Origin of the sequence: Pseudomonas quebecensis (assembly GCF_026410085.1) — a bacterium.
Classification (GTDB): Bacteria; Pseudomonadota; Gammaproteobacteria; order Pseudomonadales; family Pseudomonadaceae; genus Aquipseudomonas; species Aquipseudomonas quebecensis.
Genome location: NZ_CP112866.1, coordinates 1,208,926 through 1,233,209, shown reverse-complemented (window position 1 = coordinate 1,233,209; position 24,284 = coordinate 1,208,926). Strand labels below are relative to the sequence as shown.

Sequence of the window (24,284 nt, the reverse complement as noted above, 5' to 3'; positions counted from 1 at the left end):
ATCCCCTCTAGGAGCAAATCCTACAGGGGACTACAATCCCCTCCCCCGCGTCCTGGCTGATCCACCCCGCATGTCGACCTGCACCGTTTATCCGCTGCCCTACCGGGCCAACCCCGCTGAGTATTTCGCGGCGATTCGCCACGCCCCCGGCGCAGTGCTGCTCGACAGCGGCCGCCCGACGGCCGACCGCGGCCGCTATGACCTGCTCAGCGCCTGGCCGGAAACCACGTTGACGGTATCGCCTGACGAAAGTGGTGAGCATTTCCTGCAACGCCTGCGGGAAAACCTTACGCAGTTGGGTAAGGCCGACCTGCCGGCAGGATATGACCTGCCGTTTGCCGGCGGTTTGATCGGCTATTTGAGTTACGACTTCGGCCGGCATCTGGAGCAGATGCCGACCCTGGCGGTAGACGATCTGCATCTGCCGGATGCACGCTTGGGCCTGTATGCCTGGGCGCTGGTCAGTGATCACCAGGCGCAGACCAGCCAATTGGTGTTTCATCCGGCCCTGATCGACAGCGAACGGCAACGGTTAATGGCGCAGTTCACTCAAGCGCCCGTCGCCACTTCGGCCACCTTCGGGCTCCAGGGGCCGATGACGCCGGATATCACAGCGCAGGCGTACCGCCAGGCCATCGTGCGCATCCAGGACTATATCCAGGCCGGCGACTGCTACCAGGTCAATTTCTCCCAGCGCTTTCGCGCGCCGTGCAGCGGCGATCCCTGGGCCGCTTACTGCGCGTTGCGCGAAGCCTGCCCGACACCGTTTTCCGGGTTCCAGAGCCTGCCCGACCAGGGCGCGGTGCTGAGTCTGTCGCCGGAACGTTTCGTGCACATCAGCGAGCGCCGGGTCGAAACCCGCCCGATCAAAGGCACCCGCCCGCGCGGCCACACACCCGAAGAAGACGCCGCCCACGCCGCGGAGCTGCTGGCCAGCCCCAAGGATCGCGCGGAAAACCTGATGATCGTCGACCTGCTGCGCAACGACCTGGGCCGTACTTGCCGCACCGGTTCGGTCAGCGTGCCGCAGCTGTTCAGCCTGGAAAGCTACCCCAACGTGCACCACCTGGTGAGCAGCGTCATCGGCACCCTCGCCGACGACAAGGACGCCCTGGACCTGATCGCCGGCAGCTTCCCCGGCGGCTCCATCACCGGCGCGCCGAAAATCCGCGCCATGCAGATCATCGATGAACTGGAACCGACCCGGCGCGGCCTGTACTGCGGCTCGCTGATGTACCTGGACGTACGCGGCGAGATGGACAGCTCGATTGCCATCCGCAGCCTGTTGGTCAAGGACGGGCAAGTGTGCTGCTGGGGCGGGGGCGGGATCGTGGCGGACTCGCAGTGGGAGGCGGAGTATCAGGAGTCGTTGACAAAGGTGGCGGTGTTGTTGCGGACGTTGGAAGGGTTGTAGAGGCTGGGGAGTCGACTGGGGGCAAGCCCTCTCCCACTGGAAAAAGCCTGAATCAGAACCGCGCTGGACTGGGTTCGAGGGGGAGGATAGGTTCCAAATCTGACTATCCACCGCCGGTTGTGAAGGACCACATGAAGCGACTGTCTGCTTGCCAGAAATCATTTCCTCGTTTGCATATCCCCTTGACCGCACCTATCATCTCCCAAATTGGGAGGACGCGGCGATGAGAATAATTGCGCGGTCCACCCTGCGAACATTCTGGGAAAGCCATCCCGCTCATACCGATGCAAAAGCCCCCCTCACCGAATGGTATCGCCACATGGAACAGGCCATTTATCCGACACCGCAAGCGCTGAAAGCACAGCTCAGGACGGCAAGCATTCTGAAGAGTGGCAGAGTTGTATTTAACGTGGGCGGCAATAAGTATCGAGTGATCATGGCTATCGATTATCAGCGACAACTTGGCTTCATACGTTTCGTGGGAACCCATGCGCACTACGATCAGATCAATGCGGAGGCCATCTGATGAACATCAAACCCATTCATAGTCAGGAAGACCTGACCGCCGCGCTCGCACGCGTCGAGCAGCTATGGGGCGCAGAAGCCGGCTCGCCCGAAGGTGATGAACTGGAGATCCTGGCCATCTTGATCGAGAAATACGAGGCCGAACACTTCCCGATGCCTGGGTCGGATCCAGTGGAAGCGATTAAATTCCGCATGGAGCAGTTGGGCATGACAGCCCGCGATCTTGAGCCTTTCATTGGTACGAGCGGGCGTGTTTCCGAAGTGCTGAATCACAAGCGCAAGTTGAGTTTGTCGATGATCAAACGCCTACATGAAGGCCTGCGCATTCCTTATGAAAGCTTGCTGGCAGGCAATTGAGGCTCAGGCTTAACCTGCGCCCCATCGTGGCTTGCACCGATGGGGCCCTCAGTAGCGCTGAAAGCTTTAAAGACTCAACGACCGATTCGACGCCTTGATAAATTCCTGCTTCAACGCCTCGAACGTATGCACCGCCGGAAACTGCGGGAATTCGCGGATCACATTGTCCGGCGCATGGAACAAAATCCCCTGGTCAGCCTCGCCCAACATAGTGGTGTCATTGTAGGAATCGCCGGCGGCGATCACGCGGTAGTACAGGCTCTTGAAGGCCAGTACCGATTGGCGCTTGGGGTCTTTCTGGCGCAGTTGGTAGCTCACCACGCGATCGGTCTCGTCGGTGATGAGGCGGTGGCACAGCAAGGTCGGGAAACCCAGCTGGCGCATCAGCGGCTGGGAAAATTCATAGAAGGTGTCGGACAGGATCACCACCTGGAAGCGTTCGCGCAGCCAGTTGACGAACTCGACGGCGCCCTCCAGCGGCTTGAGGGTGGCGATCACTGCCTGGATATCGGCGAGTTTCAGGCCGTGTTCGTCGAGAATGCGCAGGCGCTGTTTCATCAGCACATCGTAGTCGGGAATGTCCCGGGTGGTGGCCCGCAGGGATTCGATGCCGGTTTTTTCGGCGAAGGCGATCCAGATTTCCGGCACCAGCACCCCTTCCAGGTCAAGGCAGGCGATTTCCACAAGACACTCCATATTGGTGTTATTGGTTGAGCGAACAAAAGGGCTGCCGAACTCTAGCGATTCAAGCCCGTGGCCGCAACGCAGGACGGTTTTTGGTACCATCGCCCACCTATAGAGCGCTCAGCGCCACTGACCTGCAGGAACCGTGCTGATGAACCAAGCCTTCGACGTCGTTGGACTCGCCGCGACTTACGCCAACAAATCCGCCCAGGACATCCTCAAACTGGCGTTCAGCCAGTTCGGCGACGACCTGTGGATCTCTTTCAGCGGTGCCGAGGATGTGGTGCTGGTGGACATGGCCTGGAAGCTGAACAAAAACGTCAAGGTGTTCAGCCTCGACACCGGTCGCCTCCATCCGGAGACCTACCGGTTTATCGAACAGGTCCGTGAGTTCTACAAGATCGACATCGAACTGATCTCGCCCGACCAGACCAAGCTGGAACCTTTCGTCAAGGAAAAGGGGCTGTTCAGCTTCTATAAGGACGGTCACGGCGAGTGCTGCGGTATCCGCAAGATCGAGCCGTTGCGCCGCAAACTCGCCGGCGTCAGCGCCTGGGCCACCGGCCAACGCCGCGACCAGAGCCCCGGCACTCGCAGCCAGGTGGCGGTGCTGGAAATCGACACAGCGTTTTCCACCCCGGAACGCACCTTGTACAAGTTCAACCCGCTGGCGCAGATGAGCAGCGAAGAAATCTGGGGCTACATCCGCATGCTGGAGCTGCCTTACAACAGCCTGCACGAACGCGGCTTTATCAGCATCGGCTGCGAGCCATGCACCCGCCCGGTGTTACCGAACCAACACGAACGCGAAGGCCGTTGGTGGTGGGAAGAAGCCACGCAGAAAGAATGCGGGCTGCACGCCGGGAATATCATCAGCAAAGCCTAAGGGCTGACGCAGTTAAATAGGTGGGAGGGGGCTTGCCCCCGATAACGGTGGATCAGCCAGCTTAGCGCTGTCTGACACTGCGCTATCGGGGGCAAGCCCCCTCCCACATTTGTTTTGAGTTTAACTTTTTGATGTACACATGCTTGTAACCATAGGTGCCATTTATGTGTGCAATTCTCAGAAATCCGCACCATAACGTAACACCGGTTCCGCATCATCCTGCGTACTGGCGAATAGCCCTGCCTCAACAGAAAAATAAATAGCTGTTCAAACGGTCAATTTATATCGCTTTGAATTCAGATAGTTATTTATCCCACCTATAAAAACGAAATTACCCACAGTTTTGATAGATCCAAAACTGGCACGCATGTGGCTTAAGGTGAAAAGCTCTTTGTATACAATAAATACAAAACCTACATACACTTTGCCATCCGCGGCTTTGCTGCAGATGCCTTGGAGCCTGCCGGAATGCGTACAAGCCTCTCGAACGACATCGCACTGGATCTGCCCTCCTGCGCCGTGAACCATCAGGCCATGAGCCCTGGCCCGCTGGTGCTGAGCCCGCGCCTGCACAACAAGGACCTGGCGCCGACCAAGGTGGAAGGCCGCCGCTGGGGGCGCTACAGCATCTTTGCGCTGTGGACCAACGACGTGCACAACATCGCTAACTATTCATTCGCCATCGGCCTATACGCCCTGGGCCTGGGCGGCTGGCAGATACTGCTGTCCCTGGGAATCGGTGCGGCGCTGGTGTACTTCTTCATGAACCTGTCGGGGTACATGGGGCAAAAAACCGGCGTGCCGTTTCCCGTGATCAGCCGCATCAGCTTCGGTATCCATGGGGCGCAGATACCGGCGTTGATCCGTGCGGTGATCGCGATTGCCTGGTTCGGTATCCAGACCTACCTGGCTTCGGTGGTTTTCCGCGTGCTGCTGACAGCGATTCATCCAGGCTTTGCCGATTACGACCACAACTCGATCCTCGGCCTGTCGACCCTGGGCTGGGTATGTTTCGTGGCGATCTGGTTCGTGCAACTGGTGATCCTGGCCTATGGCATGGAAATGGTGCGGCGCTATGAAGGGTTTGCCGGCCCGGTGATTCTGCTGACCATGGCCGCCCTGGCCGGCTGGATGTACTTCCAGGTGGACGGCCATATTGCCTGGTCGGTCCGCGAGCCCCTGAGCGGCGGTGAGATGTGGCGCAATATCTTTGCCGGCGGCGCACTGTGGCTGTCGATCTACGGCACGCTGATTCTCAATTTCTGCGATTTCGCGCGGTCCTCGCCGTGCCGCAGGACCATCGTGGTCGGCAACTTCTGGGGCCTGCCGGTGAATATCCTGGTGTTCGCCGCCATCACCGTACTGCTGTGCGGCGGGCAGTTCCAGCTCAATGGTCGAGTGATCGAGAGCCCCACCGAGATCATCGCGGCGATCCCCAACACCCTGTTCCTGGTGCTCGGTTGCCTGGCCTTCATGATCGTGACGGTGGCGGTGAATATCATGGCCAACTTCGTCGCGCCGGCCTTTGTGCTGAGCAACCTGGCGCCCAAGTACCTGAATTTCCGCCGCGCCGGGCTGATCAGCGCCACCGTGGCGGTGCTGATCCTGCCGTGGAACCTCTACAACAGCCCGCTGGTGATCGTGTACTTCCTCTCGGGTCTGGGCGCTCTGCTGGGGCCGCTGTATGGCGTGATCATGGTCGATTACTGGCTGATCCGTAAAAGCCAGGTGAACGTGCCGCAGCTCTACAGCGAAGACCCGCTGGGCGCCTATTACTACAGCCGTGGGGTCAACTTGCGCGCGGTGGCGGCGTTTATTCCGGCGGCAGTGATCGCCATCCTGCTCGCCTTGCTGCCGGGGTTCGCCAGTGTCTCGCCGTTTTCCTGGCTGTTTGGCGCCGGTATTGCAGGGCTGCTGTACCGGCTGATCGCCAAGCGCCAGCCTTTCTATGCCGATGTCAGCGGCGAAAGCATTGCAGTCGATAACGTCAGTCATTAATCAAGGACACCCCATGCGCATCCTCGTGGTCAACGTCAACACTACCGCCTCCATCACCGAAACCATTGCCCAACAGGCGCGGGCCGTGGCGGCACCGGGCACCGAGATTGTCGGGCTCACCCCGTATTTCGGCGCCGAATCGGTGGAGGGCAACTTCGAAAGCTACCTGGCTGCCATCGCCGTGATGGACCGCGTGATGGCCTATGACCAGCCGTTCGATGCGGTCATCCAGGCCGGCTACGGCGAACACGGTCGCGAAGGCCTGCAGGAGTTGCTCAACGTGCCGGTGGTGGACATCACCGAAGCGGCCGCCAGCACTGCCATGTTTCTTGGCCATGCGTACTCGGTGGTGACCACCCTGGACCGCACCGTGCCATTGATCGAAGACCGCCTGAAACTGGCCGGCCTGTACGCGCGCTGTGCCTCGGTACGCGCCAGCGGCATGGCCGTGCTGGAACTGGAAGAAGACCCATTGGCCGCCATGGAGGCCATCGTGCGCCAGGCCGAGCGGGCCATCCACGACGACAAGGCCGAGGTAATCTGCCTCGGCTGCGGCGGGATGGCCGGGCTGGATGAGCAGATTCGCCAGCGCACCGGCGTGCCGGTGGTGGACGGCGTAACGGCGGCGGTGACTATTGCCGAATCGCTGGTGCGCCTGGGGTTGTCGACGTCGAAGATCAGGACCTATGCCACGCCAAGGCCGAAGAAGGTGATCGGCTGGCCGGGGATGTTCGGGCGATAGGCCCACGATTCGATTAAACCGCGCTGAACCGCTGCCCCAGACGCTGTTCGGCAAACTGCTCGATGATGAAATCCACAAAGGCCCGGGTTTTGCCGGGCAGCAGCTTGTGCTCGGCGTAGTAGATGGAAATATTGCCATCGTCCACATACCACTCAGGCAGCACCCGCACCACCGCGCCACTGTCCAGAAACGGCACCGCCATGGGCATGCTCACCAGCGCAATGCCCAGGCCCTGGGCGCTGGCGCAGCAGGCGGCTTCGGAGTCGCTCAGGGTCATGCGCGGTTTGAGTGTGAGGGGGCGCTGTTCACGCTCGGGACCGGTCAACTGCCAGGTGCGCACGCGGCCGGTTTGCGGCGAGCGGATCAGGATGCCCAGGCAGCGCCCCAGGTCTTCTGGCCCTCGCACCAGCGGGCGTGTGGCCAGGTAACCCGGCGACGCCACCAACACTCGATGGGCTGGCGCCAGTTTGCGCGCCACCACGCCCTGAGGCAGTTCGAAGCCACCACCGATGGCCGCATCGAAGCCCTGGCCGATCAGGTCTACCTGGCGATTATCAAAGTGCCAGTCAGGGCTGATATCCGGAAAGCGTTCGATGAATCGCGCCAACAATGGCATCACATAACGATTGCCGAACACAGTGCCCATGCTCACCTTGAGTGTGCCCACCGGCCGCCCTTCGGCGCTGGCCAGGTTGGCTACGGCGTTCTGGATGGTGATAAGGCTGCCGCTGACTTCATCGAGGAACAGCTTGCCGGCTTCGGTGAGGGTCAGGCGCCGCGTGCTGCGCTGAAACAGACGCACACCGAGGCGCGCTTCAAGCTTGGCCACGCTTTTGCCCACCGCCGCAGGGGTCAGGCTCAAGTGCCGCGCAGCCTCGGCAAAGCTGCCGCCTTCGGCGCTGCGCACAAAGCATTCGATACTGCCAAAGCTTTCCATATCGCCCCACTCTAAACTTCTGGTTTACACAGACTATAGCAATCACGGTCTACCGGCCTGAGCGAGCGAGGTCGATACTCGGCTGCAACCACAAGGCATACCGCCTTGAACAGACAGGAGATCGACATGACTGCACACACCCTGAACGGCAAAGTCGCCTTGATCCAAGGCGGCTCGCGCGGCATCGGCGCCGCGATCGTCCAGCGCCTGGCCGCCCAAGGCGCTGCCGTGGCCTTTACTTACGTCAGCTCGGCGGCCAAGGCTGAGGCTTTGCAGAACAGCGTGATCAACGCCGGCGGCCAAGCCCTGGCCATTCACGCCGACAGCGCCGATGCCGCCGCGATCCGCAACGCGGTCACCGCCACCGTCGAGGCATTCGGCCGTCTGGATATTCTGGTGAACAACGCCGGCGTGCTGGCCATCGCCCCGCTGGAAGACTTCACGCTGGAAGACTTCGACCAGACCCTCGCGATCAACGTGCGCAGCGTATTCATCGCCACCCAGGAAGCCGCCAAGCACATGAGCGAAGGCGGCCGCGTGATCAATATCGGCAGCACCAACGCCGAGCGCATGCCCTTCGGTGGCGGCGGACCGTATGCCATGAGCAAAGCCGCGCTGGTCGGTTTGACCAAGGGCCTGGCACGAGACCTGGGGCCGCGTGGCATCACCATTAACAACGTGCAGCCTGGGCCGGTGGACACCGACATGAACCCGGCCAACAGCGACTTTGCCGAGAGCCTGATCGGCTTGATGGCCATTGGGCGGTACGGACATGTGGAGGAGATCGCCAGTTTTGTGGCGTATCTGGCGGGGCCGGAAGCGGGGTATATCACAGGCGCGAGCCTCACCATCGACGGTGGCTTCAGCGCCTGACCCAGTGCAGGAGGGGCTTGCCCCTCTCACCTGTTGACCGTGTTCGATTCAGGTCATCGGCGGTAAGCCATAGGCCGCCAGATCAAAGTCCGCGAGCTTGCGGATGATCTGGTCGGCGTGGTGGTACTTGCTGTCGGCCATGGCTTCATCGGGCACGGCGATGGCAGTCATCTGGGCGGCCTTGGCAGCGGTCACGCCGAACGGCGAATCTTCGAACACCAGGCAATCTTTGGGGTCGACACCCAGGCGGCGCGCGGCAGTGAGGAAGATGTCCGGCGCGGGCTTGGCCGCGCCGACTTCCGGGTCGTCCGCCGTGACGATGGTGTCGAACAACGCAAACCACTCGCGGTGCAAGGTGGTCTTGTGGCCGAACGAATTGCGCGACGAGCTGGTGCCCACGGCAATCGGGATGTTGTGCGCTTTCAAGTGCCGCACCAAAGCCTCAGCGCCGGGCATGCCAAGGGCCTTGGGGAAACGCTCGCTCATCAGCGGTTCGCGGATCTGCAGAAACTCGGCCGGAGTGATCGGCAGTTCCAGCGCCTTGACCACGTATTCAGCCAGGTCCTGAGCCCCACGCCCGATGATGTGCTGCTTGATACCCCAGTCGTAGGTGCGGCCGTAGCGTTCGGCGATAATCTGCGTCACTTCGGTGTAGATGCCTTCGGTATCCAGCAATAACCCGTCCATATCGAAAATCACGGCCTTGATCGGGACAGCGGTACGCGGTGCATTCATCACAACGGATCCTTGGGAGAACGACTAAAAGGGTTCAGCACAATAACGGTGACACCGACACGCGGGCAACCTTTAGGGCGCGGTTGATCCCGCGTCGCGTACAGGATCGCGACAGCTTGGCTGGTGAAGAATCAGTATCCCTCACGCCGTTCACAGACGCCGCCATGTCCGAAGCCTTCGAAGTCCCCAGCCCCCACGAAAAACATATCGAACACACCACCGAACATGCCCACGCCCGCGGGGATAGTTTCGCCAGTCGCATCGCCGTGATGACCGCGTTGATGGCCACCCTCGGCGCCATGCTCAGCTACCAGGCCGGTTCCACCGAGAGTGAAGCGGCGATGGACAAGAACAACGCCGCGATCATCAAAACCGAAGCCGCCAACCAGTGGAATTACTACCAGGCCAAGTCCAGCCGACAAAACCTGGCGGAGCTGGCCACCCATATCCCCGGCGTGGATGCCGCGCATTACCGGGAAGAGATCGAACGCTACAAAAACCAGAAGGAGGCCGTGCGCCAACAGGCAGAAAAGCTTGAAGCCACTTCACGGGAGTGGGATGAAAAATCCGAACAGGCGCTGCATCGGCACCACCGCTGGGCCCAGGCGATGACTGCGATTCAGATCGCGATTTCGTTGGCGGCAATTACTTTGTTGACGAGGAAGGAATGGTTGAAGCGGCTTTCTTATACGGCCGCAGGCGTGGCCATGGTGCTGGGCGGGTTGGCGTGGCTGCATGTTTAGCCAGCGCGGCGTGAGCGAGCCTAATCGTTCAGATTCGTTTCAATTCGTCAGAGCAGCGATTACAGTACGCGCCCCCAGGAATTGAATCCTGGGCTTTAGTTCATGGAGTTACACAGTGAAGTACGTCAGCAAAGTGGTTGCAGCAGCAGTACTCGGTTTCACCCTGGCCGGCTGCACCGGCACCGCCATCAAATCCCCACAGTACGACAGCAGCCAATACACCGTGCTCGGTCACAGCGAAGCCAGCGCCACCGGCATCATGTTGTTCGGCCTGATCCCGATCGGTCAGAACAGCCGTTTCGTGCGCGCGCAGCAAGCCGCCATCCAGGCTAAAGGCGGCGACGCGCTGATCAATACCCAAGTGCAGGAAAAATGGTTCTGGGCCTGGGTGCTCAGCGGCTACACCACCAAGATCTCCGGTGATGTGGTCAAGCTGAAAACCGCGCACTAAATCGCCCGGGCGCTCGCCCACGCCCGCGACGTATCATGGGCCGACCTTTCGAGGATGGCCCATGAACCTCAGTATCGTTTACGCCCTCTGCGCCGCCGCCCTGTTCGGTGCCAGCACCCCGCTCGCGAAACATTTCGGCATGGGCCTCTCGCCCCTCCTGCTGGCCGGTTTGCTGTACCTCGGCAGCGGCCTCGGCCTCGGCGTGGTACGCCTGATCCGCGATCGCGGCTGGCGGCCCAGCGGGCTGAAGCCCCTTGAATGGCCCTGGCTGCTGGGCGCCATCCTCTTCGGCGGCATCCTCGGCCCCGTTGCCCTCATGTATGGTTTGATCCGCACCGCAGGCGCGACCGCTTCACTGCTGCTCAACCTGGAATCGGTACTTACCGCCCTGATCGCCTGGCTCGTGTTCCGAGAGAACGCCGACCGCCGTATCGTGCTGGGGATGATCGCGATTGTGCTGGGCGGCTTGGTGTTGTCGTGGTCCGACGGCGTCGGCGCCGGTCACGACTGGAGCGGGCCGCTGGCGGTCGCGCTGGCCTGCCTGTGCTGGGGCATCGATAACAACCTGACGCGCAAGGTCTCTGCCTCCGATGCGGTGTTTATCGCCGGCATCAAAGGCCTGATCGCCGGCCTGGTGAATACTGCCCTGGCCGTTTACCTCGGCGCACAATGGCCGGCGGCCACACAGTTGGCGCCGATCCTGCTGGTGGGCTTGCTCGGCTACGGCATCAGCCTGGTGCTGTTTGTACTGGCGTTGCGCGGCCTGGGCAGCGCGCGCACGGGGGCCTACTTCTCCACCGCCCCCTTCCTCGGAGCGGTCCTGGCCGTTCTGGCGCTGGGCGAGTCGGTATCGAACGCGTTCTGGATCGCCTCGGCATTAATGGCGGCAGGCGTGTGGCTGCACCTGACCGAACGCCACGCCCACGAACATCAGCACGAAGCCACGGAACACGGCCATCGGCATGTGCATGACGAACATCATCAGCATGAACATGCCTTTGAATGGGACCCGAAAGAGCCTCACAGCCATGTGCATGTGCACAGCCCGCTCAGGCATAGCCATGCGCACTTTCCGGATGTGCATCATCGACACCGGCATTGAGCGCCTGGCCGCAGCTCAGTCCGGCACCGGCTCAACCACCACGCGATTGCGTCCGCCTTGCTTAGCCTGGTACAGCAATTGATCCGCTCTCTCGAGGACGGCAGATATCGACTCGCCATCAGCACGCCACAAAGCCACCCCGAGTGAGACCGTAACATGCCCGACGGTCTCGATGCTAGCCGCCTCAATCAAGGCGCGCAGCCGCTGAGCAACGTCGGCCGCTGTGTGCAGTGAACTGCCCGGCAATAACAGGACGAACTCCTCCCCACCTACCCTGCAAGGCAGGTCGTTGGCGCGTGAATTCTGTTGCATGAGTTGAGCAACGGCACGCAGCGTTTCATCCCCCACGCCGTGCCCGAACGTATCGTTGACGCGCTTGAAATGGTCAATGTCGATGGACACCACGGCGAACGCTTTGCCCGCCTCCTGCCAGAGCGACAGAACGTCCTGCATCGCACGGCGATTGGCCAGCCCTGTCAGGGTATCCGTGTGGGCCTGCTGATTGAGCTTGCCGATCTTTTCCTGCAACAGGGTTGCCCCCAGCAACAACGCTCTGCGGATCTGCCAGCTTTCAAAATAGCGCGCAGGTACAGCGCTGATGCGCGCATAACTGTCCGGCGTGTCCAAGCGTTTGGCACAGTCGGCGAGCCGCGACAACGGGGCCGAAATTCTGGTCCCCAACCACCAGATCAGAATGATCCCGAACAGCCCCAGTGGCGCGATACCTTGAGCGATTTTGATCATTGTCCGGCGCAGGACTGCCTGGATATTTTCCAGGGGCTGCTGCGAGATCACGCCCCACCCGCTGCTGGGCACTTGAGCAAAGCCGGCGAGCATTTCCACACCGTGCTCATCCACAGCCTGCAATGTGCCCGCGGCCTCTTTGAGCGATGCATCGGCGATCAAATCCGCGCCCCTCACGCTGCCTATCTGCTCGGGATAATTGTGATAGAGCACCCGGCGGGCGCCGTCGATCAAGTAGAAATGCGCGCCGTCTTTACGCACATTCGTGTCCATGAGGGCTTGAAGGGTATTGCTCTGCTCCAGCCGAATAGTGCCGCCGATCAAGCCCAGGTACTGCCCTTTCACATCGAATATGGGATGAGAGATAAAGACCACCAGGTTGCCGGTGATGGATCTGAAGGCGTTGCTGATTTTCGCCGTGCGCAGACTCAGGGGCTCTTTGTGCTGCAACGTACGGCCGTTGAGCTGAAGGCTTTCGGGGGCAGAAGCAACGATGGTGCCGTTCGCGTCGGCGACCAGTACGGAGTTGAAACTGGCATCCTGCTCAACCAGGCGTTTGGCTTCCCGAGTCAACGCACTGTTGTCGCCAAACGTTTTGCCAATCCCGGCTGAACCGTACTTCAACTTATCAAGGTCGGCGTTCAGTACCTGCTCGACACTGCGAGCAATACGGGCGGCATAGGCCTGGTTGGCGTCCAGTGCATTTTCAATCAGCTCTTGCTTCTGAATCTTGAACATCACCCAGAAACTGTTGGCCAGCGTCGCAACGGCAGAAAACAGGACAAAAATAAGAATCAGGCTACGCAGGTTGAGTGTGGGCTTCGGTCGAGTGGTCATTTACGCAATCCGGGTGAGGCGCAGGAGGTACAACAAACAAGTTAAAGTATGAATCGCCCGGTACACCGGCAGGAATGCGGGCTTCTCACACCAAGCTTGGCACCCATCGGGCGGTTAGAAAATGGAATTCGGATCTGCTTTGGATAATAGGGCTGCAGCCACATGAAAATGCTCGTCATCGCCTCACTGGGAATGCTGTCGCTGTCCCAGGTATCACTCGCCTTCGCAGACACTGCCAACGGCAAATCCCTGTTTTTACAGCGATGCGCCATGTGCCACGGGCCAGACCTCAAAGCGACGGGCCCTTTAGCGAGAAAAAGCACCCCGCCCACGCCTGACCTGACCACACCGGCTTTCAAGCAACGTTTAAATGAATACCCAGGTGTTATCGTGGCGTCAGTCATCCTTCGCCCAAATGGCAACTTGATTCCGAGGACCTTGCAGGAAAATGGTGTAAAGCTGCCGGCGCACGCATGGAGCGTTCAGGATCTGCGGGACTTGAATGACTATATGCGAGGGGTGATTGTAAAAAGTCGGTGACGAGACAGGGGCTGGGCACTACCTACCGTGCCGGGCCTTGTATTTGCGAACCCCAGAAACCACAAACCCCCGGCTCTTTATAAGAAACCAGGGGTTTGTGTTTGTAGAATGTGGCGGTGAAGGAGAGATTCGATTTTGATGGTCGTTTGGGCCACAACCCCGCGTATTACGGGGCCTTCAGCGTGCATAGTAGTACAAATGAGTAGTACAATCCGTTGTACCACTTCCCGTTCTATGGCGCTTCAATGGCAGACAATTTAATCCAGAAGAAAGGCGAATCCACTTGGTACGTCAGGCTGGCTGTACCTGCTGATGTACAGAAAGCCATTGGCTGCAAGGTGCTGATTCAGTCGTTGAAGACTGGACTGCGTAAGGAAGCGATGGACGCACGTCTTCCGGTCCTCACTAAGTGGAAAGCTCAGTTTCAGGCAGCACGGGATAAGCGCACCAATCGTGGTGATTCTTGGAAAGAGCGAATAGCTCAGGACGCCCAAGACTTCAGCCAGATCACCCGCCAACTCAAGATCGACACAGCCCTTGGTGAAACTAAACCCACGAATCTCGATATCGATCCGGCTCACTTAGAAGAGCTGCGGCAATTCGTATTCAGTGACACGGAGGACGGAAGACGGCGACGAGCTGAAGCAGACGCTGTGTATGCCAAGCACGGCTTGGAGGGCGAGATTGCGATTCATGATCTGGTACATAAAATGCTGCTCGAAACGTGGGGAGGGTTGACTGCCCACGCTAACGACTTTTCGTCGTCAGAGGCGGAAGAGATGCAAGTCATTTTAGCTGACCCTACTTCTCACAAGGTCAGATCGCCGATCACCACAGCACGCCTGAAGACGTTCAAGGAGTTTAGGGAGAGTCGTGGTGGTGCTCCGAAACATATCGATCAACAGGTCGGGAAGATGGAGCGCCTGTCGGAGTTTCTGAAGAAAGACGGCCTGCCTCTGACCTTTGACACCGTAGACGTTTGGCTGAAATCCCTAGACCGGGCACCTGCGACACTGAGTCAGTATTTGATGGCTGGCACTGCGTTTTGGAAGTGGGCAATGAAGTATGACGCCGGGTGGCGTGACCAGTTTAAAGACAAGGTGAATCCGTTTGTTGGTCACGAACTGCCGCAAGGTGGAGGTGCGGAGACAGCAGGCAAGGACAGGGAAATATATACGAAGGCTGACACCCTGAAGCTGCAACGTGCGGCGTTGGATAACGATGATCAACCGCTTGCCGACCTTATCGCGTTGGGCTGGTACACGGGGGCCAGGATTGAAGAGCTATGCAGGCTGACTAAAGACAGCGTGATCACTATTGATGGTGTTCAGTGCTTTGACTTCCCAAGGAGCAAGAGCAAGGCGAGTAAGCGTGTGGTGCCGATTCATCCAAGCCTGTTGTCAACGGTTGACCGTCTGGTCAAGGACAGTACAGACACATTTCTGATTCCAGCAGAGTCAGCCGATAAGTATGGCAAGCGGTCACACGCAATCTCCAAAGCGTTTGGCAGGCTACGCACGGCGGCAGGCTTCAGTAGGCTCCATGTCTTCCACAGCTTTAGGCACACGGTGGTGACAGAACTGATCAGGGCTGATGTGCCAGATGCTTTGGCGAAGGAACTGGTTGGGCACGAAACTGGGTCCGTGACGCACGATGTTTATTCAAAGGGCGCGAGCACAAAACAGAAGCTTGCGGCAATAACCAAACTACCTGCACTCAATATGCACACCAAATGACTCAAGAGGTTCAAATCATACCAGCGCTACCGAACTCGACAACCCAGAAGAATGAGGAAGCGTCTGGGTTGTGAGCATGAACGCGGTGCTATCGAACTACTGTGGCCTTTTCGCCACTAAAGGGCAGGAAGCAACCCCCTGCACTCTTCATCAAGAATCTGACTTTCAGCTCGCTGCCCTTTGAAAGATTGTACCCAGCAGTCTTGTCCGCGAAATCGACCTTGAGGTCTTGAGTTCCTACGTGGTCGACGTTCAATGAAGCCTCATCGGATTCTAGCAGGACGATTTCGCCGCCCCATGTCATCCAGTGATCTTTGTACTTAGCTTTGAAAATGTCGTCTTTTTTCTGGTCGCTGTAAGTGCTTTTGCATCCGATATCAGCATTCACCTGCGCGTATGTTGCAGTGCTTTCAGGATACTGCTCCACGGGGCGGGAGGTTGAATAGGCGCTACTCGCCGTTGATGTCGTTCGTGTGGAGTCTGGCGTGTGACTGCTCAGCGGCCCCAGGAATAGGTAGACAACAAGCCATCCAAATCCGATCACACGGGATTGAGTTGAGTATCCCTTGCGAAGCAGGAACCATACACAGACTGGGGCGAATACAACCATTCCAAGAAAGAGCTGGAGGCTAACCATACGGTGTGCTGGTTGGTACGGTCTTGGATCGACTGTATTGATGGTCGATTTTACAGGAGCGCCGCAACCCGGACACGACTGGGCGGTGTCACTGATTTCCTTCGAGCATTCGTAACACGCGATAAGTGCCATTTTTTCTTCCTTGATCAGAAGGTATCATCTTGCCATTACCGTTCGGGTGCAGCAATTGTCTGATAGGCAGATGGCAAAGGCATTTTCCAGACGAAACTCCAGCCGCCGCCCAGAGAGAGTTTGCACCTTTCGACAAGACTCAAATCAGGTAGGGAAAAATAACGGCCGAGCTGTGGCCGGTCTGAACAACAGCTTGTCAAGGATGCGCAGTATGAAAGCACTGTTAATGACGGTGGCAATGGTTGGGATGTTGTGTAGCGGGTCGGTCGTCGCTGACTTCACTGGCGGGAATGCTTTGCTTGCGCAGTGCCAGGGTGTACTTCCTTATGTGACTGGCGACCAAATCAAGGGCGGGCCATCTGTCGCTGAAGGGATGTGCGTAGGGCTCGTTGAGGGGGTTCTAAAAACAATGCAGAGCTTGAATAGCCACCTTTCGAGCGAGTTTAAAACCTGCTTTCCTGAAAGACCTGTGACGGTAGGCGAGGCTGTACAAATAGTAGTCGATTACTTAAGGACTACCGAACTCAAAGACACAGATGACGCTACTTTAGCGATGTTTGCCATCCAAGATGCTTACCCCTGCAAGTGACATCGCATTCTTCAGGCGAAATCCCAAATCCCGCGCCGCGAGAGCCATGCACTTGAAGGCATTCTTCGATTCAGCTCAGGGAAAAATAATGGGGGCGAGACATCCCGAAACCGGGGTTATCACCTGAGCTACTCAATGCGAACACGGCCACCCTGTTTTGAAAGCTGAGCTTTCTCAAAATAATTGACACCATCGTCAGCGAGGTCTAGCTGCACTCATGCCTATTCTGGCTGCTGTGGACGCGTATGGAAGGTGTTTGCCAGGGGTGGTGCAGGCGGGATCGCGTCACTTAAAAGTGGCTACAGGCCCCGTAAACCGTGGCTTAGGGGCGAATCCATTCCGGTAGAATGTCTACTACTGGCCCGTTATGCGGCATTCTTCTTTGCACGTTGCACAGTGGACGGGTTGATATCCAGTTCAGCAGCGACAGCACGTACAGACTTGCCAGAAGCCAGCAGGGCCAGGATCGCAGCATCATCAACTGACTTCACTCGACCTTTGTAGACACCCTTCTGTTTAGCCTTGGCGATACCTTCCCTTTGACGCTCCTTCATCACTTCACGTTCGAACTGGGCGAAGCTGCCCATCATGTTCAGCATGAGTTTCTGCATGGGCGAGTCGTCGCCGGTGAATGTCAGGCTCTCTTTGTGAAACTTGACGTGTGCACCCTTGGCGTTGATGTCAGCAACGATCTTGAGCAGGTCGGACATGGAGCGAGCCAGACGGTCAATCGAATGCACGTGAACAACATCACCAGCACGTGCCCAATCGATCATGGCGAGCAGTTGAGGACGATCAGTAGTCGCACCAGACAGCTTGTCAGTGAATGTTTTGTCGAACGTCATTCCATCAAGTTGACGGTCAGTGTTCTGGTCAATTGTCGAAACTCGAATGTAGGCGATGTTGGTCATGTCAGGCATCCCGTGTGCTTATGACTCTAGATGTGTGCATCTTATCTGTATGCACTACCAGAATCAACCCTAATGCACACGCTTCTGCTAGTTCTGGCGTATGCACGGAGCGTGTGCCCTAGACCCTGCCCTATTGCACACGGCAGGCCGCTGTAAAAGAGTCCAAGAACGTGTACCCCAAGAGAGTCAGCGACACATCGTCAATGGTAAGGAAGTTCAGAGACTCGGAAGCCGCTCCCGTGATGTACCGATGATCATAGAGGGCGCGATAAAGCCCGCTTTGATTAATCCTTTCCTTGCACTGGGTCATGGTTCCATTAGCAATAGGGGTCAGTGCTGCGTGCATATTGGTTTCATTGAAGTCTGTCATGGGGGCGCTCCTGTTGGGTGTGGAGAAACCATGACAGAAGAAAAACGAAAAAACAAGATAAAATACTTGCTATTTCCACAAGGATGTGATTGTAAATCCTTGCGGATGATGTACCGCCCCTCCAAAGTGCGAAATTTTGCCGCCGCCGCGAGAGAGAAAGCGAAAAGTCAAGTAGAACCAGCCATGTGCTACGCACGACAACTTGGTGCTTCTGCAATACAAGATTGTTCACACTTGGCTGTGAGCCTTAGCCCGCTTGGGGTGTGGGCAAACTTGAAGGTGGGGAGTTACTTGGACCGAGGTCCGGGAGGGAGACACTGAAAGCTGATCGTTTTGAGGGTAAATATAATCAAAACGTAGTTTTACTGGTGTATTATTGATGTTTTATTTATATAAAAATACATCACGAGAGAACATTAGTCTGTCGTAACCGACAGGGGGTGCTATCCAGAACGGACGTTCTGAGAGGGATAACACGTGTCCTAACGGACAGAAGCAAGATCAAGAGCAGAAGCTTGGTTTCGTAGTGACGTTGGTATGTATGGGCGGGGTGTCAGGAAGAACAGCGGTGGTGCGAGGATCGATGCTCCGCAGGTGCAATTCCAGTTGGAGCATACACCGCGTGAGGACACGCAGTGTCAATTAACCCACCCTTCTTGTCAAGCACTTTCGATAGCTTCAGGCTATCGACGACACTTCTTTCGAGTGATTGTGCGTCAGCCTAAACCGGCTGAAAGCCCCGTATTACATGGGCTGTAGCGGATTCGATCCCGGTAGAATCTCTCCTACCTGCGGGGCGTGGAGTGTTCCTGAAGACGTAGAAAGGCCCGTCATGAGAGACGGGCCAGGAACAACGAGTGACGTCAGAAAGGAGCCACCACTTCGTTTCCCCAAGGATCGAGCACCACTTCGTGCAATGGGAAGCTGAAGCTTTGCTCAACTTCACGCGCACCACGGACACTAATCGAAACTTTGAAAGCTGCCAGAGACGTCTTGTGGAGCCTTGCACCCGAGTGGACAGGTAGGTCGAAGTAGTCCAGAGCTTTGACGTTGTATCGGGCAGCTTTGCCGCTGTAGGTGATGAAGCTGTGGGCAGTGTTCTCGCCAACAATCATTTCCAGCGTGTCAGCCATCACGGCAATCGACTTTCCATGCAACACGTCGAACAACATCTTTTCGTGGTGCTTGGAAAACAGACTGTAATCGTCACCTTGGGTAGCCAGAGCATCGTCCAGTGCGTATGCGTAGACCTCAAGCTCAGGACGGTAGGCGCTCAATCTGGTGAGTTCGTCGCGCAGCACGATGGCTGGATGTGTTGGTGGGGTGGAGATGTAAACGCCAGCCTCTTCGTCTAGCATGGCTGCTTTAACGTGGGCCAGCTCTCTGGCCTTGAGGTTATGCACCTGATCCAGATCGGGAAGCGCGGCTGTATGAGTTGGGTTCGATGGGTCGTAATGAGCGAGAATCCATTCTGTCACTTGGTGACGTTGTGTCGGCTTGATCTTGCAAGCCTTAATCACGGAGCACACCAGTTCTCGCCCAAGGTAGCTAATCACCATCTGACGCACTTCAGAAACACTGTTCCAACGCTTATCTACGTTGAGCTTATGATTGAGGGTTAGTCGATGGATTGCCTTACCATGTCCGTAATGTCTGGTGCCGTGCGCGCGATTCAGACTTTTGGGAGCAGATACGAGATTTTCGGCGTACAACACGCCGATGCAGTCATGCCCTTTTACGGGTGCGATGTGGCTTAGTTCGTAAGCACTGGAATCGCCAAACCCGTTCCACTTCATGTTAGCAACGTAAAGACTGTGGAGTTCGCACAAGGATTCAACTGTATGGCCTCTGAGGATTTCGATTGTACCAGCACGAATACACTCGTTAGCCAGATACATGAAGAAAGCAGACTTAGCAGCCTTATCTAGCGGGTCAACCCTCTTACGGCTGTTGCGTTTAGCGTCACCGCACTTGGCAGAACAATACTTTGCAGATGCTACAGAAGTGGTGAAACGCTTTTTACAGGCTGGGTTCTGGCAAGTTGGGCGGCGTGTTGCTTTACTGGATGTTGCCTTCGTCATGTATAGCTCCTTCTTGGGCTGGATTAGATGTGTGAATGAAGCGGCAGAGCGGCGAGCAGAACTTGTAGCTTCGATTCGCTACAAACTCCTTTAGACAGTGCTGGCAAGTGTTAACTTGCTTGAACATGCCGCCACGCTTGTTTTGAACGGGCATAAAGCTTTCTCCATTTGATGAATGAATGTGTCAGTGGCGAGAGCGTAGGCCGGGAATTTCCCTGACGGCATACATGGTGTAAGCATCTTCACGGAACTCTCTCTCGCTTCTGCCTGCGATAACACTTCTGATCAAGTGATCGATCAGTGGTTTAAAGAGGACCGGGACGTGTTCGCCGTACCAGAATGAAAGGTATCGTTTAGCGGCTTGTGCTTCGTCTGGGGCACATTGGATATCGTTGTAATCGGACACAGGATGTTCTCCATTTTGATGAGTTGGGTGTTTGTGTTTAAACAGGATGCAACAGGCCAGCCAGAAGCTCGTCAGGGACGTTCTAGGAAGAGTTTAAAGGCTGAGCAGTGCTGTAGTGGCACTTAGAGCAAAGAAGCTCTCATAATGCACTGTCGGGACTTGTAGCGATAAAGCAAGAAAGGGATGAAACTGAAAATTAGAAGGCAATGAAACCCTCACATCTAATGTTAACATCAAACTCTCACACGTCAAGCCTCTAGGACAACTTTGTCAAGATTTATTTCTTGCCAAACCTCTGTTGGAGGATTTGGATAGTTCTTTCGGCAGACGTGATTGGGGCGGACTTTTCGACTCTAAGTACCTCGATATCGGTGCCGCTCAAACTTAAAGCTTGAAGTGCGAGCCAGACATGTTCGGTTGCACGGAGGTCGGTTAGGCCAAGGGCTTCCCTCAAGTCATCCAGTAATAGTGGGTTAAATGGAGTGGTCACTCTGACTCATTCCACACACTGAACATAGTTTCGGCGTCCGTCCTGAACTGATGTTCAGGGACGCCGCGTGTGATGGCCGTTACCAAACGACTAACAAGATCAGGCATCATGTATGGCGTGTGTTGCCCGAAAGTGTCGGCAATGTAGCTGTAAGCGGCTTCGTACCGATCACGGTGATTCTTGATCTGGCTATACTGTATATTCATTGTTGGATTCTCCTATCTAGGTGGCAGGTTGCACAACTGATCATTGTTTTCTCGCTTACAGATGATTAGTGCTAGCAGTCGGGTTGCTTTGGATACTTCCGTCACTGTGTCGAGCACTCTGTTCTGGGATTCAAGAATACGGTTATCTGCATATCGACGTGATTCGTCAATCATGAGGCTCGTATCTCTAGCAAGTTTTTGCTGTGACTGATATGTGTAGAAAATGAAGATCAGGATGAGTGACAGGGCCACCATCCTGAAGAAGTTTAGAAAAGCTGTCACTGTCGTTCTGCCTGTTGCGCCCTAGCCTGTCCAAGCATACTGCGAACTGCATCAGCAGACAGGCCAGGAATTTTACTCTCTAGAGTTCCGATCTCAGACCTGACTTTGGTCAAGAACTCTTGAGCGTCTTTCTCGGTTGCACTACCTGCAATTGTGACATCGACTTGATTGTTCACGGTGATAGGCTGATTGAACACTTGGCTTGTTGTTGTAGCGGCCTGCATCTGCCCTGAGTCAGACATTGCACTCTGCATCGCACTGAAAGTGTCAGCAAGCGACGACATACTGTTAGGAATCTTGTAAGTCTTATCCATCGTAGGCTTTGGCGTCAGAGTAGATGAGTCAAGTTCAGGGAGCTTGAATTCGCCAAGTGACATGTCACGATCTTTACGTGCTTGAGCATTGCGTTCAGTTACACCAAAAATCTTGTCTAGGAAGTTGTCATAAAATCCTTTGTCTCGATTACCGAGTGGGTCAACCTTGTCGTACTCTGGAGTGTTAAACCAATTGAACATGGCAGGCATATCAACGGTGGTCATACGGTCTGCCATCTGATCGCCTTGCGATTTCGTGGAGCCGTCCAGGTTGCGTCCAAACATGAACCTTAGAAGACTGGTTTGGGCGTTTGTCAGACCTTCGTCAAATCCCTTGAGTGCGGCACGGGTGGACTCAAGATCAGTGTTAACATCTTGCCAAGCCTTAACGTTGTCTTTCATGGCCTCGCTCAAATTGGCGTCAGTGTTAACCGAGTTGTCGTTTAGATACTTCTGGTTGTCAGCTTGAGCCTGAGTGAAAGTTACGGTCTTCTTGCGATCCTCTAGCATGCCTTGATTTTCTTCGGCCATCAGTTGGAAGGCACGTTCGTACCAACTGTACTTAACACCATCACCACCCTTCAGACCCTTGTTGAGAGCTTGACGCGCTTTGATCGGGTCTTTGATTCCCTTTTCCTCTCCGTAAGCACGGGCAAGGTATGGGGCCATCATTGGCATACGGTCGTTGATAATGTCGTAGTCTTGCTTGTTACCTGTGCCGTCAGACGCCATCTGTCCAAGTTGCTTGTTCAGCTCTTTAGCATCGTCCTTACTTGCACCACTGATGGCGAACACCTGTTGACGAAGCTTGTAGTCTTTCATAATCCCGTCAGGCTTCTTACCATAGGCAAGCTGGGCCATCACAAAGTTACGAAAGTCTTTTGCACTGTCTACATCAATGCTGGTGCCACTGTCGTTAGCTGCCTTGATGTATTCGTCTCGCCACATTTTCTGCTGGGCTGGGTCACGACTGATAGCAGTGAAGTTAGAGTTGAATGCCTCTGCACCCTTGACGCTCTCTTTACGCTCTTCAATACGTTCTCCAAGTCTGCCAATAAGGGCATTCAGAGAAGACACTGCAATCCCGATACCGCCAATCATTCCGCCAAGGGCCAGGACTCCGCCGATACCCGAGCCGAACATGCCGTTATTAGCGGGTGCTGGTGCGTTCTGGCGTGCTTGCCAAGCTTGATGGCGTTGCTGGGTCATCTGGAATCTAGCGGCGCTCTGGGTGCTGTTCTGGGCCTTGTTGGCTGCTGTCTGGGCTGCTGCTGCCTGTTGAGTTGCTGCGCGTTGAGCACGAATATGGGCTTGCTGTTGGGCGTGATTCATCTGCTGTTGAATACGTTGCAACTTGCCTTGGCTCATCAAATGGTTGTTGGCTGCCTTCTGAGTGTTCGCTGCTAGTTTCTGCTGAATAGCCTGTAGTCGGGTTTGCTTAGCGACGGAGGCCACGAGCGCATTCTGAGTCGCCAATTGAGCCTTAGACGCTGCACCACCGGCAGCTTGGCTTGCTGCTGCCTTGGCTGCGACAACAGCGGCGTCCTTCTGGCTTTGCAGAGAAGCACTGTTGAGCTGGTTCTGCGCTTTGGTGCCAGCATACTTTAGTTTGTGCTGAGTCAGTTCTGCGGTGAAAGTCTTGCGTTGCTGGTTACTCAAAGCTGCTTCAGCTCGTGCCTGACGCTTAATAGCACTATCAAGAGAGGCTTTGGCTTTGGTGATGGCTGATGTGTCCATCTTCAGTTTTAAGCCCTTCGACATTTGAGCAGAGAGCTTTGCATAATCAGCGCCCAACTGAAGAAGCTGCTTGCTCGCGTTTTGCATCATTCTGTTGAAACGTTGGAAGCCTGCTGCACCTTCAACATTAAGTCTCAATGTGCCTGTAAGTCGGGCGATTTCCTCGTGCATCGACATGGTTGTTTATCCTTATAGGGAGAGGGACAAACGCCCCTCTTGTTAACGAGCGTGAAGCTGTGTTGCTTCAGAGTTGACGTATCTAGGGTTGATTTTAGAGTCGTATTCTTTCGCAAGCTGTGCCCTCAATTGGGCAAGACGCTCTTCTTCCATGCGTTTGAACTCGGCTTCAATGAAGTCATCACGATCCCGCAACTTTTGAGCTTGCTTGTTGTGGTCGTCAATCTCTTTCTGGTAGTCGTACTCTGCACGTTTAACGATTTTTTCAAGAAACTGTTCGTTGAACACATCTTCTGGAGCAATAGCCGTGAACGATAGTGGTACGCCTACTTTCTGCACCAGACACAAATCGTCTTCGTCGAGAGTCCAGCCTTCAGTTGCAAGCGTGGCAAAGCGAGTCATGGCTTCGTGGGTAGTTCTTACATAGAAGATGACTCTTGCAGTTGGGTTTAGACTCCCTTCATGTTGAGGAAGCCCGTTCTTCGCAGCTTCAATAGCAGTTTTGATGTATTCGGCTAGTTCAGCTTTGAGGTGACGGCGGTTTACCTTTGGGTCGTATGTTGTAGTCATTTGGAGTCTCCATTGTTTTTGATGTTTTGTTTGAGAGCCATGATGGCAGTATTAAAGGCTTGGCAAGCACAAGCTAGT

23 protein-coding genes are annotated in these 24,284 nt (G+C 56.1%); 13 read left to right on the top strand and 10 right to left on the bottom strand.

Going from position 1 to position 24,284, the window contains the following annotated elements:
- The first annotated feature begins 70 nt into the window (after nucleotides 1–70).
- From pabB to OSC50_RS05870, 3 genes are all read left to right on the top strand, one after another.
- Nucleotides 71–1,414, top strand: a complete 1,344-nt coding sequence (gene pabB / locus OSC50_RS05880; RefSeq protein WP_266246345.1) for an aminodeoxychorismate synthase component I — start codon at nucleotides 71–73, stop codon at nucleotides 1,412–1,414.
- A 223-nt stretch (nucleotides 1,415–1,637) separates the two neighbouring features.
- Nucleotides 1,638–1,940, top strand: a complete 303-nt coding sequence (locus OSC50_RS05875) for a type II toxin-antitoxin system HigB family toxin (protein ID WP_266247508.1) — start codon at nucleotides 1,638–1,640, stop codon at nucleotides 1,938–1,940.
- The gene (locus OSC50_RS05870; RefSeq protein WP_040269126.1) at nucleotides 1,940–2,296 is read left to right on the top strand and encodes a helix-turn-helix domain-containing protein; all 357 of its coding nucleotides are present in this window, start codon (nucleotides 1,940–1,942) and stop codon (nucleotides 2,294–2,296) included. Before OSC50_RS05875 ends, OSC50_RS05870 begins: the two co-directional genes overlap by 1 nt.
- Nucleotides 2,297–2,362: 66 nt before the next feature.
- On the opposite strand, the gene thrH is transcribed toward OSC50_RS05870, so the two are convergent.
- A complete protein-coding gene (thrH, locus tag OSC50_RS05865) occupies nucleotides 2,363–2,980 on the bottom strand; it encodes a bifunctional phosphoserine phosphatase/homoserine phosphotransferase ThrH (RefSeq protein WP_266246347.1) in 618 nt (205 codons plus the stop codon).
- 151 nt (nucleotides 2,981–3,131) lie between these two features.
- Here thrH and OSC50_RS05860 point away from each other — a divergent pair, with 151 nt between their 5' ends.
- The 3 genes from OSC50_RS05860 (at nucleotide 3,132) to OSC50_RS05850 (ending at nucleotide 6,606) form a co-directional block, all read left to right on the top strand.
- Nucleotides 3,132–3,866: a phosphoadenylyl-sulfate reductase gene (locus tag OSC50_RS05860; protein WP_266246349.1), complete on the top strand. Its 735-nt coding sequence runs from the start codon at nucleotides 3,132–3,134 to the stop codon at nucleotides 3,864–3,866.
- A 468-nt stretch (nucleotides 3,867–4,334) separates the two neighbouring features.
- The gene (locus OSC50_RS05855; RefSeq protein WP_181081679.1) at nucleotides 4,335–5,864 is read left to right on the top strand and encodes an NCS1 family nucleobase:cation symporter-1; all 1,530 of its coding nucleotides are present in this window, start codon (nucleotides 4,335–4,337) and stop codon (nucleotides 5,862–5,864) included.
- Nucleotides 5,865–5,877: 13 nt separating this feature from the next.
- Complete coding sequence (locus OSC50_RS05850; protein ID WP_181081680.1) at nucleotides 5,878–6,606, top strand: aspartate/glutamate racemase family protein; 729 nt, start codon at nucleotides 5,878–5,880, stop codon at nucleotides 6,604–6,606.
- A 13-nt stretch (nucleotides 6,607–6,619) separates the two neighbouring features.
- Here the strand turns inward: OSC50_RS05850 and OSC50_RS05845 are convergent, their stop codons facing one another.
- Nucleotides 6,620–7,543 carry a LysR family transcriptional regulator gene (locus OSC50_RS05845; RefSeq protein ID WP_181081681.1) on the bottom strand — a complete coding sequence of 308 codons (924 nt, stop codon included), beginning with the start codon at nucleotides 7,541–7,543 and terminating at the stop codon, nucleotides 6,620–6,622.
- 126 nt (nucleotides 7,544–7,669) lie between these two features.
- Here OSC50_RS05845 and OSC50_RS05840 point away from each other — a divergent pair, with 126 nt between their 5' ends.
- On the top strand, nucleotides 7,670–8,416 hold the full coding sequence (locus OSC50_RS05840) for a 3-oxoacyl-ACP reductase family protein (RefSeq protein WP_181081682.1): 747 nt from the start codon (nucleotides 7,670–7,672) through the stop codon (nucleotides 8,414–8,416).
- A 48-nt stretch (nucleotides 8,417–8,464) separates the two neighbouring features.
- Here OSC50_RS05840 and OSC50_RS05835 read toward each other — a convergent pair whose 3' ends face one another.
- Nucleotides 8,465–9,151: an HAD-IA family hydrolase gene (locus tag OSC50_RS05835; protein ID WP_181081683.1), complete on the bottom strand. Its 687-nt coding sequence runs from the start codon at nucleotides 9,149–9,151 to the stop codon at nucleotides 8,465–8,467.
- Nucleotides 9,152–9,315: 164 nt separating this feature from the next.
- Between OSC50_RS05835 and OSC50_RS05830 the strand changes: the two genes are divergently transcribed.
- The 3 genes from OSC50_RS05830 to OSC50_RS05820 all read left to right on the top strand — a co-directional run bounded on the left by OSC50_RS05830 (nucleotide 9,316) and on the right by OSC50_RS05820 (nucleotide 11,447).
- On the top strand, nucleotides 9,316–9,894 hold the full coding sequence (locus tag OSC50_RS05830; protein ID WP_181081684.1) for a DUF4337 domain-containing protein: 579 nt from the start codon (nucleotides 9,316–9,318) through the stop codon (nucleotides 9,892–9,894).
- Between the two features lie 115 nt (nucleotides 9,895–10,009).
- Nucleotides 10,010–10,345 carry a hypothetical protein gene (locus OSC50_RS05825; protein WP_181081685.1) on the top strand — a complete coding sequence of 112 codons (336 nt, stop codon included), beginning with the start codon at nucleotides 10,010–10,012 and terminating at the stop codon, nucleotides 10,343–10,345.
- A gap of 61 nt (nucleotides 10,346–10,406) precedes the next feature.
- Nucleotides 10,407–11,447: a DMT family transporter gene (locus OSC50_RS05820; RefSeq protein ID WP_266246352.1), complete on the top strand. Its 1,041-nt coding sequence runs from the start codon at nucleotides 10,407–10,409 to the stop codon at nucleotides 11,445–11,447.
- A gap of 15 nt (nucleotides 11,448–11,462) precedes the next feature.
- On the opposite strand, the gene OSC50_RS05815 is transcribed toward OSC50_RS05820, so the two are convergent.
- Nucleotides 11,463–13,028: a sensor domain-containing diguanylate cyclase gene (locus tag OSC50_RS05815; RefSeq protein WP_266246354.1), complete on the bottom strand. Its 1,566-nt coding sequence runs from the start codon at nucleotides 13,026–13,028 to the stop codon at nucleotides 11,463–11,465.
- 162 nt (nucleotides 13,029–13,190) lie between these two features.
- Between OSC50_RS05815 and OSC50_RS05810 the strand changes: the two genes are divergently transcribed.
- Nucleotides 13,191–13,568 (top strand): c-type cytochrome, encoded by a 378-nt coding sequence (locus OSC50_RS05810; protein WP_266246355.1) that lies wholly within the window; start codon nucleotides 13,191–13,193, stop codon nucleotides 13,566–13,568.
- Nucleotides 13,569–13,813: 245 nt separating this feature from the next.
- Nucleotides 13,814–15,304 (top strand): site-specific integrase, encoded by a 1,491-nt coding sequence (locus OSC50_RS05805; RefSeq protein WP_266246356.1) that lies wholly within the window; start codon nucleotides 13,814–13,816, stop codon nucleotides 15,302–15,304.
- 88 nt (nucleotides 15,305–15,392) lie between these two features.
- Here OSC50_RS05805 and OSC50_RS05800 read toward each other — a convergent pair whose 3' ends face one another.
- Entirely contained in the window at nucleotides 15,393–16,073 is a 681-nt protein-coding gene (locus OSC50_RS05800; protein WP_266246357.1) for a zinc ribbon domain-containing protein, read from the bottom strand.
- A gap of 211 nt (nucleotides 16,074–16,284) precedes the next feature.
- On the opposite strand from OSC50_RS05800, the gene OSC50_RS05795 reads away from it, so the two are divergent.
- Nucleotides 16,285–16,662 carry a Rap1a/Tai family immunity protein gene (locus tag OSC50_RS05795; protein WP_122387589.1) on the top strand — a complete coding sequence of 126 codons (378 nt, stop codon included), beginning with the start codon at nucleotides 16,285–16,287 and terminating at the stop codon, nucleotides 16,660–16,662.
- 365 nt (nucleotides 16,663–17,027) lie between these two features.
- On the opposite strand, the gene OSC50_RS05790 is transcribed toward OSC50_RS05795, so the two are convergent.
- The 5 genes from OSC50_RS05790 to OSC50_RS05770 all read right to left on the bottom strand — a co-directional run bounded on the left by OSC50_RS05790 (nucleotide 17,028) and on the right by OSC50_RS05770 (nucleotide 24,206).
- Nucleotides 17,028–17,573 (bottom strand): recombinase family protein, encoded by a 546-nt coding sequence (locus tag OSC50_RS05790; protein WP_266246358.1) that lies wholly within the window; start codon nucleotides 17,571–17,573, stop codon nucleotides 17,028–17,030.
- Nucleotides 17,574–17,703: 130 nt separating this feature from the next.
- Nucleotides 17,704–17,943 carry a hypothetical protein gene (locus OSC50_RS05785; protein WP_266246360.1) on the bottom strand — a complete coding sequence of 80 codons (240 nt, stop codon included), beginning with the start codon at nucleotides 17,941–17,943 and terminating at the stop codon, nucleotides 17,704–17,706.
- A gap of 863 nt (nucleotides 17,944–18,806) precedes the next feature.
- Nucleotides 18,807–20,024 (bottom strand): hypothetical protein, encoded by a 1,218-nt coding sequence (locus OSC50_RS05780; RefSeq protein WP_266246362.1) that lies wholly within the window; start codon nucleotides 20,022–20,024, stop codon nucleotides 18,807–18,809.
- A 1,380-nt stretch (nucleotides 20,025–21,404) separates the two neighbouring features.
- Nucleotides 21,405–23,636, bottom strand: a complete 2,232-nt coding sequence (locus OSC50_RS05775; protein ID WP_266246363.1) for a hypothetical protein — start codon at nucleotides 23,634–23,636, stop codon at nucleotides 21,405–21,407.
- A gap of 42 nt (nucleotides 23,637–23,678) precedes the next feature.
- Nucleotides 23,679–24,206, bottom strand: coding sequence for a hypothetical protein (locus OSC50_RS05770; protein ID WP_266246364.1), 528 nt, complete (start codon nucleotides 24,204–24,206; stop codon nucleotides 23,679–23,681).
- Nucleotides 24,207–24,284: the final 78 nt, after the last annotated feature.